Origin of the sequence: Streptomyces sp. NPDC059850 (assembly GCF_042731515.1) — a bacterium.
Taxonomy (GTDB): domain Bacteria; phylum Actinomycetota; class Actinomycetes; order Streptomycetales; family Streptomycetaceae; genus Streptomyces.
The window spans coordinates 1-13113 of record NZ_JBHWJI010000061.1 but is presented as its reverse complement, the minus strand read 5'-3'; the positions used below and the strand labels follow the sequence as shown (position 1 = coordinate 13113).

Below are 13113 nucleotides of genomic sequence, written 5' to 3'. Positions count from 1 at the left end.
TCCATAACGGCATCACACCGGCGCACCACAGCACCACACACCGGAGGGGAGGGCACGTCGCGGCAGTTCGAGGGCGCCGCGCGTACATCACCATGAAGATCGCTTTTCTGCTGCACAACGCCTATGGGATCGGCGGCACCATCCGGTCGACCTTCAACCTGGCCGGGGCGCTGGCCGCCCGTCACCGCGTGGAGATCGTCTCCCTGATACGCACCATCGACACCCCGGGCCTGCCCCTCCCCAGAGCCGTCCGGGTCAGACCCCTGATCGACCAGCGCCCGGGCACCCCGCGCGAGTCGAGCGACCTGGGCAACCCGCTGCTGAAGCAGGTCAGCGCCCACGTCCCGGACGCGGAGTCCAAAGGCACCGTCAACTTCAACGCGCTCACCGACCAGCGCCTCGCCGCCTATCTGGCCGACACCGACGCCGACGTCGTCATCGCCACCCGCCCAGGCCTCGTCATCTGCCTGGCCGCCCTCGGGCAGGAGGGCCGCTATCTGCGGATCGGCCAGGAGCACCGGCTGTACGGGACCCACCGCGCCGAGATCCGCACCGCCTGCGACGCCGCCCTCGCCCGGCTCGACGCCAACACCTCCGTCTCCGAGGCCGACGCGCGGACCCACCGCGACCGGCTGCCCGGCATCCCCACCCTGCTGACCGGGCTGCCCAACTGCGTGCCCGCCACCGGCATCGAGCCCTCCGACGGCAACGCCAAGCTGGTCGTGGCCGCCGGCCGGCTCATCCCGGTCAAGCGCTACGACCTGCTGGTCCGCGCCTGGGCCACGGTCGCCACCAAGCACCCCGACTGGCGCTTGCGGATCTACGGCCGAGGCCCCCAGGCGCCCGCCCTCCGCCGCCAGATCGACGAACTCGGGCTCGCCGGACACATCACGATGATGGGCGCCCACTCCCCCATCGAGACCGAATGGGCCAAGGGCGCGATCGCCGCCGTCACCTCCCGCGAGGAGTCGTTCGGCATGACGATCGTCGAGGCGATGCACTGCGGCGTGCCCGTCGTCGCCACCGACTGCCCGCACGGGCCCGGCGAGATCATCACCAGCGGCCGGGACGGGCTGCTGGTCCCCCTCGGCGACGCCGACGGCATCGCCAAGGGCCTGCTCACCCTGATCGAGGACGAGCCGCTGCGCCGCTCCATGGGCCGGGCGGCGCGGGTCGCGGCGCAGCGGTACGCACCGGAGCGGATGGCCACCGCGTACGAGGAGCTGTTCGCCGAACTCCTCGCCCGGCGCGGCCAGTCGGCCGCCCCCGGAACCCGGCCCGCCGCCGGGGCGCCCCCGGTGTCGACGGTCAGCCGGGCCCGGTCGCTCGTACCCCGCTCCCTGCGCGCACGCTCCCTCGCGGCACCGGCGCGCACCCCGCGCCCGCTCGCCCGCGGAAACGACGGAAACGACGGAACCGGTCACGTCCACGGAGCACACCGCAAGGCCTTCAAGAGCACCGTCAAGCAGCTGATCCGCAAGCCGCTGCACCCGGTCGCCTCCTGCCGCGTCGGCGCCGACGGCACCATGACCGTGCTGGTCGAGCCCGCGGACGTGCAGGGCGCCAGCCTCACCCTGACGCTCACCCACCGCCGAGGCGGGGGCGCCCCGGTGCGGGTGCCGCTGCGACCGCCGGTCGCGCCGGGCGCGCCCTGGACCGCGACGCTGGACCGCGGCGCGATCGACCTCGCCGAGGGCCGCTGGGACCTGCATGTGGTGCGCCCCTCGGACGGGGTGCGCCGCCGGGTGATCAGCCGGTTCGCCGAGGGGCGCGGGCTGGTCGGACTTGAGCCGCTGCCCGGCTCCCCGTTCTCCTGGTGGATCCCGTACCCCACCGTCGACGGCTATCTCGCGCTGCGCGCCTGGCGCCGCCCGGCCCACGCCGAGGCCCGGGTGCTCCGCGCCGAGGCCGACGGGCTCACCGTCGAGGGCACCCTGCACGGCGCCCGCTTCGCCCCGGACGCCGCCCCGAGCGCGGTCGCCACCCCGCGCGGCGCGGCCCTCCCGTTCACCACGGGCGTCACGGCGGTGGACGCGACCCGGTTCCGCTTCACCATCCCGTACGAGCGGGTGCACGCCGCGCGCGACGGCCAGGAGGGCACGGTCCGCTGGGACCTGACCCTCCGTAAGACGTCCGACTCCACCACCGCCATCCGCATCGGCCGGGTCATCGGGGACATCCTCGACCGCCATCTGACCGACCTCCATCCGGTCACCCACGGTGTCCGCCCCGAGCTCGGCAAGTCCGGGGACCTGGCCATTACCTGTGCACCACATGTAAATTGAGTGTGCGGGCCAGCGGATTCATCGCGTTTGGCCCTGGCCACGGCGGTAACACTGAGTGATGTCAAGCCTCGAGCGAGGAAAACTCTCTGCGGAAGGCAATCCGATGTCAGTCACGCTCATCATCCTGGTGGCGGCGCTGGTGGCCATGGTGGCTCTGGTGTTCGCGCGGCCCGTGCGGCAGAGCAGCCGCGACGGCCTCCTGAGCCGGTTCGGCCCCGAGTACGACCGGACTGTCGTACGGCACGGCGGCGATGCCAAGGCGGCGCAGTGGGAGCTAAGCGAGCGGCTGCGGCGCTACGGCGACCTGTCGATACGGGCGTTGACGCCGGAGTCCCGGGAGCGGTACGCGGCCCGCTGGTCCGGCCTGCGGGAGCGGTTCGTCGAATCGCCCGCGCCCTCGGTGCGGGAGGCCGACCGGCTGCTCGGCGCGCTGGCGGCCGAGCGCGGCTATCCGGCCGAGTCCCCGGAGCAGCTGATGGAGGCGCTGTCCGTCCGGCACGCCCGGGCGGTCGACGGCTACCGGAAGCTGCACACGGAGGCGGAGCGGGCCCGCGCGGGCCATGTCCACACGGACCGGCTGCGGGAGGCGCTGCACGGCGCCCACCCCCTCTTCGAGGAGCTGGTCCGGGCGCAGCCGCACGACCGGGCGCTGCGGCGACGGCGGCAGCGCCAGCGGCACCACCGGCCCGCGGTCCTGCACTCCTCCTAGGAGCTGTCAGGACCGGATCCGGACGGCCAGCGCGAGGGTGTCGTCCGGGTGCAGGATCACGGTGTGCATATCGTCCGCGATGGCGCCGGGGATCTCCTCGATCGGGGCGTGCAGATGCTCGTACGCGGCCTCGATCAACCTCTTCTCGCCCTCCACGGGGTTCCGTCGGCTCTCGGTGAGCCCGTCGGTGTAGAGGAGCAGGAGATCGCCCGGCGCCATCTTCTCGGTCAGCAGCCGGTCGCTGCCCGGCATCGGGAAGCCGATCCCGCGCCCCCGCGCCTCCAGATAGCGCGCGCCGCCGTCGCCACGCGTCAGCAGCGCGGGCGGATGGCTGCCATTGGCCACCGTCAGCTCACCGGTGGCCGGATCGATCCGGGCCAGCAGGACGGTGGCCATCACACTGCGGTCGAACGGCAGCAGGATCTCGTCCGTGCGGGCCACGATCGACTGGAGATGGTGGCCCTCCAGCGCCAGGGTGCGCACCGCGTGGGTGACGTTGAGCGCGCCGCGCGTACTGGTCACCCCGTGCCCGAGCGCGTCCACGACGGTGATGTGGACGGTGCCGTCGGGCAGCACGAACCAGTCGTACAGGTCGCCGCCGGTGGGCGCGTCGGTGCCCGCGGGCGCGTAGTGGACGGCGAGTTCGAGGCCGTCCACCTCCAGCGGGGCCGGACGCAGCGCGTCCTCCAGCTCGCGCAGGGTCTGGCCGTGCGCCTTGCGCAACTGCGCGTCGCGCTCGTCGAGCTGGACGTAGAGGGCGAGCACCCCGCTGTTGGTCTCGGCGAGTTCGTCCTTGAGGCGGCGGTGTTCGGCGGTGAGCGCGTCCGTACGGGCCACCACGGCGCGCAGCTCCTCCTCCACCAGCGCCGCGTCGTCGGCCGGGGACCCCGCCGCCTCCACACCCGCCGCGTCCGGCGGCGCCGGGGTGGCCGGGAGCCGCCACACCACCTCCCGGCCGGTCACCGCGTCGGCGGGCAGCGGAAGCGCGGCCGCGGCCTCGGCGGACGGCAGGGCGGCGGAATCGTCTAAACCGACCGCCAGGGTCAGCAGCCCGGCCCTGTCGTCGTCATCGCACTGGAACGTCCAGCTCAGCGAGGTGTGCCCGGCCGGTTGCGCGACGGCCGGTTCCGCCACAGCCGGTTGCGCGATGGCCGGTTCCGCGACGGCCGCGACGGACAGCACCAGCCGTCCGCGCACGCTGGGCTCCAGGCCGTGGTCGCGGGCGATGCGGCGCACGGCCCGGCTGAGCCCGTCCGCCGTGTCGCAGCCGATGGTCCGGGTGGTCATGGGCGCCTCTGTGGGGGCCGGGCCGTGAGAACCGTGGCGTCGTCGCGGTTGCGGCGATGGCCATGGGCGAGTGCGGCGGACAGCAGGGGTGGCGGGAGTCGGAGCAGAAAAGGGGACGGATCGCGCGCCCATCCGGCGTCGATGCCGTCGCTGTGGAGCACCGCGGTCGCGCCCGGCGGCAGCGGGAAGCGGTGCACGTGCGGGACGGGCATCGACCAGCCGACCACACCGGGCTGGCCGGTCAGCCGCGACTGGACGCCCTGGTGGGTCAGGGCCAGCACACGGACGTTGCCGATCCCGCAGTACTCGGCGTGGTCCGCGTGGAGCCGCACCAGCCCGGCCGCGGCCCCCCGCGTGTGCCGCAGGGCGCGGTGCATACCGGTCAGCAGCTCGCCCAGCGGCCGCCCGGGGTCGGCGTGGAAGATCCGCAGCGCGAGACCGGCCGCCTCCGCGGCCTGCGTCCCGTGGCCCAGCCCGTCGAGGACGGCGGCGGTACGGGTCTCGCCCGTGTCGGCGACGGCGCACGCGTCGCCGCAGTCCTCCTCCCCCTCGATGGCCAGGCACACCGAACCCACGCCCTGGAGTCCGGCGCCCCGGTCGCCGGGCGGGGTGAGCCGGGCGCAGGCCCAGGTCCCGACCTCGGCACCGGCCCGCGTATCGCTGCGGATGAGGAAGTGGCTGGCCAGACGGCTCACCGCGCCGAGCCCCACCCCGAGGGTCCCGGAGGTGGTGTACCCGTCCGCGAGGCAGCGCTCCAGTTCGACCATGCCGGGGCCCCGGTCGGCGGCCAGGATCTCCACGCCCGCGCCGAGCGGCACGGGCTGGATGTAGAGGATGCCGTCGCTGGCGTGCTTGTCGAGGTTGGTGGCCAGCTCCGAGGCGACCACGGCCGCCTGGTCGGGCAGCGCGCCGGGCAGCCCGCAGGCCCGCGCCGTGCGCCGGGCCGTCTCGGCCGCCAGGTGGACCGCGCTGTGATGGTCGATCCGTACCTGGGCGGTGGGGGTCACCGTCGTACGGATCACCGGACCGTCCACCGGGTGGCGACCACCACCGTGCCCTGCCCGGCGCCGGTGTGCACCGTGAACTCGTCCATCAGCCGGCGGGCGCCGCCCAGCCCGTGGCCGAGCCCCGCGCCGGTCGTGAAGCCGTCGGTGAGCGCCGTCTCCAGGTCCGCGATGCCCGGCCCGTCGTCCTTGACGGTCAGCCGCAGCCCCCGCCCGGCGGGTCCGCGCACCTGCTCGATCGTCAGGGTGCCGCCTCCGCCGTGGACATAGGCGTTACGGGCCAGCTCGCTCGCCGCCGTGACCACCCGGGTCTGGTCGACGATCCCGAACCCGACCTCGACGGTGGCCGCGCGCACCGCGTGCCGCACCGCGAGCAGGTCCTCCTCGGTACGGACCTGATGGGTCACGGGCGCGCCCGTCCCGCCGTCGCCCGCGCGGTGCGCCGGGCCCGGCCGGGAAGCGACGGTGGACTCACCCTGCGGCGCCACGTCGGGACCCTCCCAGGGAATCCTGGGCCTGACGCCACCCCAGTGCGGCCAGGCCCTGTTCCGGGTTGAGCGCGGTCTCCACACCGACCAGTTCGATCCCCAGCTCGACCAGGGTGATCGCCACCGGCGGCCGCATGCCCGCCACGATCACCCGGGCCCCCAGCAGCCGGGACACCGTGGTCAGCTCCATCAGGGTGCGCGCCACGAAGGAATCGATGATCTCCAGCCGGGAGATGTCGATGAGCACGCCCCGCGCGCCCTCGGCGGAGATGCGGGCCGTCAGCTCCTCGGTGAAGGCGATGGCCGCGCGGTCGTCCAGCTCGTTGAGCAGTCCGGTGACCAGGACGTCGCCCAGCCGAAGAATCGGAACGCCCATCGGGCGGTGTTCGGTCACCGGCTCTCCCCCGCGTCCCCCGGGCCGGGGCCGTCGATCAGCTTGATCGCGGCGGCCAGCGCATCGGCCAGCGTCGCCCGCGTGAGGATGGTGGACAGATCGATGCCGAGCTGGGCGATGGTCTGCGCGATGGACGGCCGGATGCCGCTGATCACACAGTCCGCGCCCATCAGCCGCACCGCGTTGACGGTCTGCATCAGGTGCTGGGCGACGGCGGTGTCCACCGTCGAGACACCCGTGATGTCGATGATCGCGACCAGGGCCTCATGGTCCTGTATCGCCTGGAGCAGGTTCTCCATCACGATCTGGGTGCGCGCGGTGTCCAGCGTGCCGATCAGCGGCACCGCCAGCACCTGCTTCCACAGCCGCACCACCGGTGTGGACAGCTCCATCAGCTGCTGGCTCTGCCGCCGGATGATCTCCTCGCGGCCCTCCACATACGTCTCGAAGGACAGCGCCCCGGCCACGTCGAGCAGCCGGTTGATGAAGACCGCCGTGGCGAACAGCTCCTCGGCGTCCCGGGTCTCCCGCTGGACGGCCTTCAGCAGCGCCTCCTTGAGCGCCAGCACGGCGAGCGAGGTGGCGGTCGGGGTCGCCCCGGACCTGGCCCGGCGCAGCGACAGCCCGACGACCGCCTGGTGCAGCCCCGGGTGGGAGGTGACGACCCGGTCCACCGGGGCGTCGCTCTCCAGCCCCGGGACCAGCGCGTCGATCAACGAGTCGGCCTCCTCGCGGAGTTCGGCCTCGCTGATGTCGGTGCCGAGCAGTGCCTGCTCCAGCTGGAGCGTGACCCAGCGGTCGGCGATCTCCTCGTCACGCTCCTGCAGAGCCCTCGTCAGCCGTTCACGTACGGCGGCCTCACTGGTACTCACGCGGCTTACGTCCCTTCCCGGTCGGCCACCCGGACTCTGCGGCAAATGTTATCGATCTCCTGTGCTCCGGCTCCAGACACAGATGCGTGCAATCGCCTACCCGTCGTCCGCGATCACATACCCACCGCCGGGGTCAGCAGCACCCCGCGGCCGGCAGCGACCGCTTGTTGCGGGCCTCCTTGTTCCGGGCCGCGAGCAGTTCGTCGGCCGGATAGCCGACCTCTTCGAGGGTCAGGCCGTGGGGGCGTACGACGTGCACCGCCGAATCCCGCACCCCCGCCGCCAGCACCTTCCCGGGCCAGTCCACCGGGCGGTGGCCGTCGCCGGTGAACAGCAGCGCGCCGACCAGGGAGCGGACCATGTTGTGGCAGAAGGCGTCGGCCCGCACCGTCGCCGTGATCACACCGTCCGCACCGCGCTCCCAGCTCAGCTTCTGCAGGGTGCGGATGGTGGTGGCGCCGTCCCGCCGCTTGCAGTACGCGGCGAAGTCGTGCTCGCCGAGCAGCGGCGCCGAGGCCTCGTTCATGGCGTCCACGTCGAGCGGCCAGTCGTGCCACAGCACATGGCCGCGCAGCAGCGGATCGACCCCGCCCGGATGGTCCACCACCCGGTAGGCGTACCGCCGCCAGATCGCCGAGAAGCGCGCGTTGAAACCGGGCGGCGCCTCCGCCACCCGCCAGACCCGTACGTCGTGCGGCAGCCGCCCCGCGAGGCGGCGCAGCAGCTTGTCCCGGTGCTCGGCCCAGACGTCCTCCGGCAGGTCGACGTGGGACACCTGCCCACGGGCGTGCACCCCGGCGTCGGTGCGGCCCGCCACGGTCAGCTCGTACGTCTGCGACGACCGGGTCACCGTGCGCAGGGCGCTCTCCAGCTCGCCCTGGACGGTGCGCCGCTCGCGCTGCTTGGCCCAGCCCGAGAAGTCCTTGCCGTCGTAGGACAGATCCAGCCGGATCCGTACGAAACCGGGCGCCGCCTCGTCACTCACGCAACCGTTCCTCTCCACAACGCGGAACGGGCCCGCACCCAGGATCTGGGAGCGGGCCCGTCCGTACGACAAGTCGTTCAGACGCTTCAGGCGTCAGGCTCACCCCCGCTGACGCGGGGAAGGCCTCAGGCGTCCTTGGACTCCTCGGTGGCCTCGGCCGGGGCCTCGGGGGCCTCGTCCTTCTTGAGGTCCGCGACAGCCTGGTCGCCAGCGGCGTCCTTCGCGGTGCGCTTGGTGGCGGCCTCGGCCTCGCCGACCGCCTCCTGCTGCACGGTCAGGGCCTCGACCAGCTCGATGACCGCCATCGGGGCGTTGTCGCCACGACGGTTGCCGATCTTGGTGATGCGGGTGTAGCCACCCGGCCGGTTCTCGTAGCGCGGCGCGATCTCGGTGAAGAGAGTGTGCACGACGCTCTTGTCCCGGACGGTCTGGAGCACCAGGCGACGGTTGTGAATGTCACCCTTCTTCGCCTTGGTGACCAGCTTCTCCGCGACCGGACGCAGGCGGCGGGCCTTCGCCTCGGTGGTGGTGATCCGGCCGTGCTCGAACAGCTGAGTGGCGAGGTTCGCCAGCAGGAGCCGCTCGTGCGCAGCGCTGCCGCCCAGACGGGCGCCCTTGGCGGGCTTCGGCATGTTGTCTCTCCTAGATGTCTGCACCGGCCGTATCAGGTACCGGTGTCAGTTACCGACGAGCGTGTGCCCGCCGGAAGATCAGTACTGCTCGGTCTCCACGAAACCGGCGTCCGCGTCGTCGTCCGCGCCAAAGGCGTCGGCGGCGGCGGTCGGGTCGAATCCGGGCGGGCTGTCCTTGAGCGCGAGGCCCATACCGGCCAGCTTCGCCTTGACCTCGTCGATCGACTTGGCGCCGAAGTTGCGGATGTCGAGCAGGTCCGCCTCGGAGCGCGCGACCAGCTCACCCACGGAGTGGATGCCCTCGCGCTTGAGGCAGTTGTACGAGCGGACCGTGAGCTCCAGCTCCTCGATCGGCAGCGCCAGATCGGCGGCCAGAGCGGCGTCCGTCGGGGACGGGCCCATGTCGATGCCCTCGGCGTCCACGTTCAGCTCGCGGGCCAGGCCGAACAGCTCGACCAGGGTCTTACCGGCCGACGCCATGGCGTCGCGCGGGCGCATGGCCTGCTTGGTCTCGACGTCGACGATCAGCTTGTCGAAGTCGGTGCGCTGCTCGACACGGGTCGCCTCGACCTTGTAGGTGACCTTGAGGACCGGCGAGTAGATCGAGTCGACCGGAATCCGGCCGATCTCCTGGCCGACCTGCTTGTTCTGGACGGCGGAGACATAGCCGCGACCGCGCTCGACGGTCAGCTCCATCTCCAGCTTGCCCTTGCCGTTCAGCGTGGCGAGGACCAGGTCCGGGTTGTGCACCTCGACACCGGCCGGCGGGGCGATGTCGGCGGCGGTGACCAGACCCGGGCCCTGCTTGCGCAGGTACATCACGACCGGCTCGTCGTGCTCCGAGGAGACGACCAGCTGCTTGATGTTGAGGATCAGGTCGGTGACGTCCTCCTTGACGCCCGGCACGGTGGTGAACTCGTGCAGGACCCCGTCGATCCGGATGGACGTGACCGCCGCACCGGGAATCGAGGACAGGAGCGTACGCCGCAGGGAGTTTCCGAGGGTGTAGCCGAAGCCCGGCTCCAGCGGCTCGATCACGAACCGGGAGCGGAACTCGTCGACAACCTCTTCGGTCAACGAGGGACGCTGAGCGATCAGCATGGGGTTTTCCTCCAGTCTCCGGCGCCCGCTATTTGACGCCGAACCCTTCAATGGTACGGGCGGTACGTGCCAAACGGCGCCGTACCGCCCGTCTCGTCCCTGCTACTCCTACTTGGAGTAGAGCTCGACGATCAGCTGCTCCTGCACCTGGGTGTCGATCACCGGGCGCTCGGGCAGCGAGTGCACGAGGATGCGCAGCTTGGACGGAATGGCCTCCAGCCACGCCGGCACGGTGCGCTCGCCCGCCTCGGCCACGGCCACCTGGAAGGGGGTCATGGTCCGGGACTTCTGACGAACCTCGATGATGTCGTTCACGGCGACGCGGGCCGACGGGATGTCGGTCTTGACGCCGTTCACGGTGAAGTGGCCGTGACGCACCAGCTGGCGGGCGTGGTCCCGGGACTTGGCGAAGCCCGCCCGGTAGACCACGTTGTCCAGCCGCGTCTCGAGGATGCGAAGAAGGTTCTCACCGGTCTTGCCGGTCTTCTTGTTCGCCTCCGCGTAGTAGCCACGGAACTGCTTCTCAAGGACGCCGTAAATGCGGGTCGCCTTCTGCTTCTCTCGGAGCTGCAGGAGGTACTCGCTGTCCTTGGTGCGCCCGCGACCGTGCTCACCCGGGGGGTAAGGACGGATCTCAATCGGGCACTTTGCGCTCTCGCACTTGCTCCCCTTGAGGAAGAGCTTCTGCTTTTCCCGACGGCAACGCTTGCAGTCGGCCCCGGTGTAACGCGCCATTTTCTAGTTGTCTCCTACTTCAGCAGCGAGGTCAGACGCGCCGGCGCTTGGGCGGGCGGCATCCGTTGTGCGGAGTCGGAGTGACGTCCTGGATCGAGCCCACCTCCAGGCCGGTGGCCTGGAGCGAGCGGATCGCGGTCTCACGGCCGGAGCCCGGACCCTTGACGAACACGTCGACCTTGCGCATGCCGTGCTCCTGCGCGCGGCGGGCGGCCGACTCGGCGGCCATCTGCGCGGCGAACGGAGTGGACTTGCGCGAGCCCTTGAAGCCGACGTGGCCGGCCGAGGCCCAAGAAATCACGTTCCCGGTCGGGTCCGTGATCGAAACGATGGTGTTGTTGAACGTGCTCTTGATGTGAGCGTGCCCGTGGGCGACGTTCTTCTTTTCCTTGCGGCGCACCTTCTTGGCGCCGGCCGTCCTGCTCTTCGGAGGCATTCCTGAATTCTCCCGTGGAGGTGGTCGGTCCTACAGCTCGGACCGCTTGGCAGCGTCCGGTGCGGACTACTTCTTGCCCGGCTTCTTCTTACCGGCGATCGCGCGACGCGGGCCCTTGCGGGTCCGGGCGTTGGTGCTGGTGCGCTGGCCGTGGACCGGCAGGCCGCGACGGTGCCGCAGGCCCTGGTAGCAGCCGATCTCCACCTTGCGGCGGATGTCGGCCTGAATCTCACGACGGAGGTCACCCTCGGTCTTGATGTTGTTGTCCACGTACTCGCGGATCTTGACCAGGTCCTCTTCGGCCAGGTCGCGAACGCGGGTGTCCGGGTTCACACCGGTGTTGGCGAGCGTCTGCTGGGCAAGGGTGCGACCGATGCCGAAGACGTAGGTGAGGGCGACCTCGACGCGCTTTTCGCGCGGGAGATCAACGCCTGCAAGGCGTGCCATGAATCTGGCTCCATTGGTTGTCGGAGGTCTTCCACAGCACCTGTCCCGGCCGGTCGGGCCGGGTCCCCGGCCTCCGACCGGGGGTGTCGCCCCCGCGTATGCGGGAACGGGTGACTGCGTATGTACGTACAGCTATACGTCGCGCGAAGATTGCTGCGAGAAATGCAGGTCTACGGCCGCGTGCGTCAGCCCTGGCGCTGCTTGTGGCGCAGGTTGTCGCAGATGACCATGACCCGCCCGTGGCGGCGGATCACCTTGCACTTGTCGCAGATCTTCTTGACGCTCGGCTTGACCTTCATGGGTGAGGTTCTCCGGGTCGTGAGATCTACTTGTAGCGGTAGACGATCCGTCCGCGCGTGAGGTCGTACGGAGACAGCTCCACGACAACCCGGTCATCGGGCAGGATGCGGATGTAGTGCATGCGCATCTTGCCGCTGATGTGCGCGAGGACCTTGTGACCGTTCTGCAGTTCCACCTTGAACATCGCGTTCGGCAGAGACTCGATCACGGTGCCCTCGATTTCGATGGCGCCTTGCTTCTTGGCCATGTCCTGCTTTCGGGATCGGCTACCTTGATCGGCTCGCGACATGCGGGAGGGCATGCGTGAGCCGACATGTCAGTCTACGTCAGGGCATCCCGAAACACGAATCCGGGTCAGCATGCCCGGATTCCGTGGGTTTTATGCCAATGAAGATCACGTGAGGGGCCGGTTCAGGCCGTCGGGCCCCGCTCAGGCCAGCGGGTCGGGCGCGGTCTCGACGCCCAGCTCGGCCAGCTTCGCCTTGCCGCCGTCGACCGCGGTCAGCACCAGCGGGCCCTCCTCGGTCAGCGCGACCGAGTGCTCCCAGTGGCTGGACCAGGTGCCGTCGTCCGTCTTGACGGTCCAGTCGTCGGCGAGGACGTGCGTCTTCGCGGTGCCGAGGCTGACCATCGGCTCGATCGCGATGCAGAAGCCGGGCACCAGCTTCGGGCCCTTGCCGCGCTTGCGGGAGACATAGTTCAGCAGATGCGGGTCCATGTGCATCTGGCTGCCGATGCCGTGGCCGCCGTAGTCCTCGACGATCCCGTACTTACCGGAGGCCGGACGCGGCTGGCGGCGGATGTAGCCCTCGATCGCCCTGGAGATGTCGATCAGCCGGTTGCCCTTGCGGACCGCGGCGATCCCGGCCCACATCGACTCCTCGGTGACCCGGCTCAGCTCGTGCAGCTCCGGGGCGTGGCCCTCGCCGACGAAGACGGTGAAGGCCGCGTCCCCGTGCCAGCCGTCGATGATCGCGCCCGCGTCGATGGAGAGCAGGTCGCCGTCCTTGAGCACGGTCTCCCGGTCCGGGATGCCGTGCACGACGATGTCGTTCACGGAGGTGCAGATGGTCGCGGGGAAGCCGCCGTAGCCCAGGAAGTTCGACTTGGCGCCGTGGTCGGCGATCACCTTGCGGGCGACGTCGTCCAGGTCCTTGGTGGAGGCGCCGGGCACGGCGGCCGCCCGCGTCGCCTCGTGGATGGCGGCGACGACCAGCCCCGCCTCACGCATCTTCGCGATCTGCTCGGCCGTCTTGATCTCCACCATGGGGTGCCTTCCGGGATCAGTCTCTGGTGCCGCGGTCGTCCTGCCGTGACGTATCTGCTCAACAGTACGGCCGTGGGTGCGCCGTGGGGGCCCACCCCCCCGCAGACCGGAGGCCGGCGCCGGAGGCCCCCGGGGCGGGGCGGCGCGCCCAACCCGCGGGGGGGGCGGCGG

The 13113-nt window shown here is 71.1% G+C and carries 16 protein-coding genes; 2 read left to right on the top strand and 14 right to left on the bottom strand.

Going from position 1 to position 13113, the window contains the following annotated elements:
* Positions 1-92 precede the first annotated feature (92 nt).
* Positions 93-2285 (top strand): glycosyltransferase, encoded by a 2193-nt coding sequence (locus tag ACFV9T_RS35130; protein ID WP_385446571.1) that lies wholly within the window; start codon positions 93-95, stop codon positions 2283-2285.
* A 103-nt stretch (positions 2286-2388) separates the two neighbouring features.
* Positions 2389-2994 (top strand): hypothetical protein, encoded by a 606-nt coding sequence (locus tag ACFV9T_RS35125; protein WP_385446570.1) that lies wholly within the window; start codon positions 2389-2391, stop codon positions 2992-2994.
* 6 nt (positions 2995-3000) lie between these two features.
* Here ACFV9T_RS35125 and ACFV9T_RS35120 read toward each other — a convergent pair whose 3' ends face one another.
* The 14 genes from ACFV9T_RS35120 to map all read right to left on the bottom strand — a co-directional run bounded on the left by ACFV9T_RS35120 (position 3001) and on the right by map (position 12942).
* A complete protein-coding gene (locus ACFV9T_RS35120; protein ID WP_385446569.1) occupies positions 3001-4281 on the bottom strand; it encodes a PP2C family protein-serine/threonine phosphatase in 1281 nt (426 codons plus the stop codon).
* Positions 4278-5315: a SpoIIE family protein phosphatase gene (locus tag ACFV9T_RS35115; RefSeq protein WP_385446568.1), complete on the bottom strand. Its 1038-nt coding sequence runs from the start codon at positions 5313-5315 to the stop codon at positions 4278-4280. Before ACFV9T_RS35115 ends, ACFV9T_RS35120 begins: the two co-directional genes overlap by 4 nt.
* The gene (locus ACFV9T_RS35110) at positions 5300-5773 is read right to left on the bottom strand and encodes an ATP-binding protein (protein ID WP_385446567.1); all 474 of its coding nucleotides are present in this window, start codon (positions 5771-5773) and stop codon (positions 5300-5302) included. Before ACFV9T_RS35110 ends, ACFV9T_RS35115 begins: the two co-directional genes overlap by 16 nt.
* Positions 5757-6149, bottom strand: a complete 393-nt coding sequence (locus ACFV9T_RS35105) for an STAS domain-containing protein (RefSeq protein WP_385446613.1) — start codon at positions 6147-6149, stop codon at positions 5757-5759. The genes ACFV9T_RS35110 and ACFV9T_RS35105 overlap by 17 nt, the downstream gene beginning before the upstream one ends.
* Positions 6150-6163: 14 nt before the next feature.
* A complete protein-coding gene (locus ACFV9T_RS35100) occupies positions 6164-7039 on the bottom strand; it encodes an STAS domain-containing protein (protein ID WP_385446566.1) in 876 nt (291 codons plus the stop codon).
* 133 nt (positions 7040-7172) lie between these two features.
* Entirely contained in the window at positions 7173-8024 is an 852-nt protein-coding gene (gene truA / locus ACFV9T_RS35095) for a tRNA pseudouridine(38-40) synthase TruA (RefSeq protein ID WP_385446565.1), read from the bottom strand.
* 125 nt (positions 8025-8149) lie between these two features.
* A complete protein-coding gene (gene rplQ / locus ACFV9T_RS35090; RefSeq protein ID WP_385446564.1) occupies positions 8150-8656 on the bottom strand; it encodes a 50S ribosomal protein L17 in 507 nt (168 codons plus the stop codon).
* A gap of 78 nt (positions 8657-8734) precedes the next feature.
* A complete protein-coding gene (locus ACFV9T_RS35085) occupies positions 8735-9757 on the bottom strand; it encodes a DNA-directed RNA polymerase subunit alpha (protein ID WP_009715858.1) in 1023 nt (340 codons plus the stop codon).
* 108 nt (positions 9758-9865) lie between these two features.
* Positions 9866-10492 (bottom strand): 30S ribosomal protein S4, encoded by a 627-nt coding sequence (gene rpsD / locus ACFV9T_RS35080; RefSeq protein WP_385446563.1) that lies wholly within the window; start codon positions 10490-10492, stop codon positions 9866-9868.
* A gap of 31 nt (positions 10493-10523) precedes the next feature.
* Positions 10524-10928, bottom strand: a complete 405-nt coding sequence (gene rpsK, locus ACFV9T_RS35075; RefSeq protein WP_009715860.1) for a 30S ribosomal protein S11 — start codon at positions 10926-10928, stop codon at positions 10524-10526.
* Positions 10929-10994: 66 nt separating this feature from the next.
* Positions 10995-11375: a 30S ribosomal protein S13 gene (gene rpsM / locus ACFV9T_RS35070; RefSeq protein ID WP_009715861.1), complete on the bottom strand. Its 381-nt coding sequence runs from the start codon at positions 11373-11375 to the stop codon at positions 10995-10997.
* Between the two features lie 185 nt (positions 11376-11560).
* The gene (rpmJ, locus tag ACFV9T_RS35065; RefSeq protein WP_003956441.1) at positions 11561-11674 is read right to left on the bottom strand and encodes a 50S ribosomal protein L36; all 114 of its coding nucleotides are present in this window, start codon (positions 11672-11674) and stop codon (positions 11561-11563) included.
* Between the two features lie 26 nt (positions 11675-11700).
* Positions 11701-11922 (bottom strand): translation initiation factor IF-1, encoded by a 222-nt coding sequence (infA, locus tag ACFV9T_RS35060; protein ID WP_003956442.1) that lies wholly within the window; start codon positions 11920-11922, stop codon positions 11701-11703.
* A 183-nt stretch (positions 11923-12105) separates the two neighbouring features.
* Positions 12106-12942, bottom strand: coding sequence for a type I methionyl aminopeptidase (gene map, locus ACFV9T_RS35055; RefSeq protein ID WP_385446562.1), 837 nt, complete (start codon positions 12940-12942; stop codon positions 12106-12108).
* Between the last annotated feature and the right edge of the window lie 171 nt (positions 12943-13113).

Bases quoted from the DNA above. Each gene is read 5' to 3' on its own strand.
- ACFV9T_RS35130 (WP_385446571.1), top strand. From the start codon at position 93: ATGAAGATCGCTTTTCTGCTGCACAACGCCTATGGGATCGGCGGCACC.
- ACFV9T_RS35125 (WP_385446570.1), top strand. From the start codon at position 2,389: ATGTCAGTCACGCTCATCATCCTGGTGGCGGCGCTGGTGGCCATGGTG.
- ACFV9T_RS35120 (WP_385446569.1), bottom strand. From the start codon at position 4,281: ATGACCACCCGGACCATCGGCTGCGACACGGCGGACGGGCTCAGCCGG.
- ACFV9T_RS35105 (WP_385446613.1), bottom strand. From the start codon at position 6,149: ATGGGCGTTCCGATTCTTCGGCTGGGCGACGTCCTGGTCACCGGACTG.
- rplQ (WP_385446564.1), bottom strand. From the start codon at position 8,656: ATGCCGAAGCCCGCCAAGGGCGCCCGTCTGGGCGGCAGCGCTGCGCAC.
- ACFV9T_RS35085 (WP_009715858.1), bottom strand. From the start codon at position 9,757: ATGCTGATCGCTCAGCGTCCCTCGTTGACCGAAGAGGTTGTCGACGAG.
- rpsD (WP_385446563.1), bottom strand. From the start codon at position 10,492: ATGGCGCGTTACACCGGGGCCGACTGCAAGCGTTGCCGTCGGGAAAAG.
- rpsK (WP_009715860.1), bottom strand. From the start codon at position 10,928: ATGCCTCCGAAGAGCAGGACGGCCGGCGCCAAGAAGGTGCGCCGCAAG.
- rpsM (WP_009715861.1), bottom strand. From the start codon at position 11,375: ATGGCACGCCTTGCAGGCGTTGATCTCCCGCGCGAAAAGCGCGTCGAG.
- rpmJ (WP_003956441.1), bottom strand. From the start codon at position 11,674: ATGAAGGTCAAGCCGAGCGTCAAGAAGATCTGCGACAAGTGCAAGGTG.
- infA (WP_003956442.1), bottom strand. From the start codon at position 11,922: ATGGCCAAGAAGCAAGGCGCCATCGAAATCGAGGGCACCGTGATCGAG.
- map (WP_385446562.1), bottom strand. From the start codon at position 12,942: ATGGTGGAGATCAAGACGGCCGAGCAGATCGCGAAGATGCGTGAGGCG.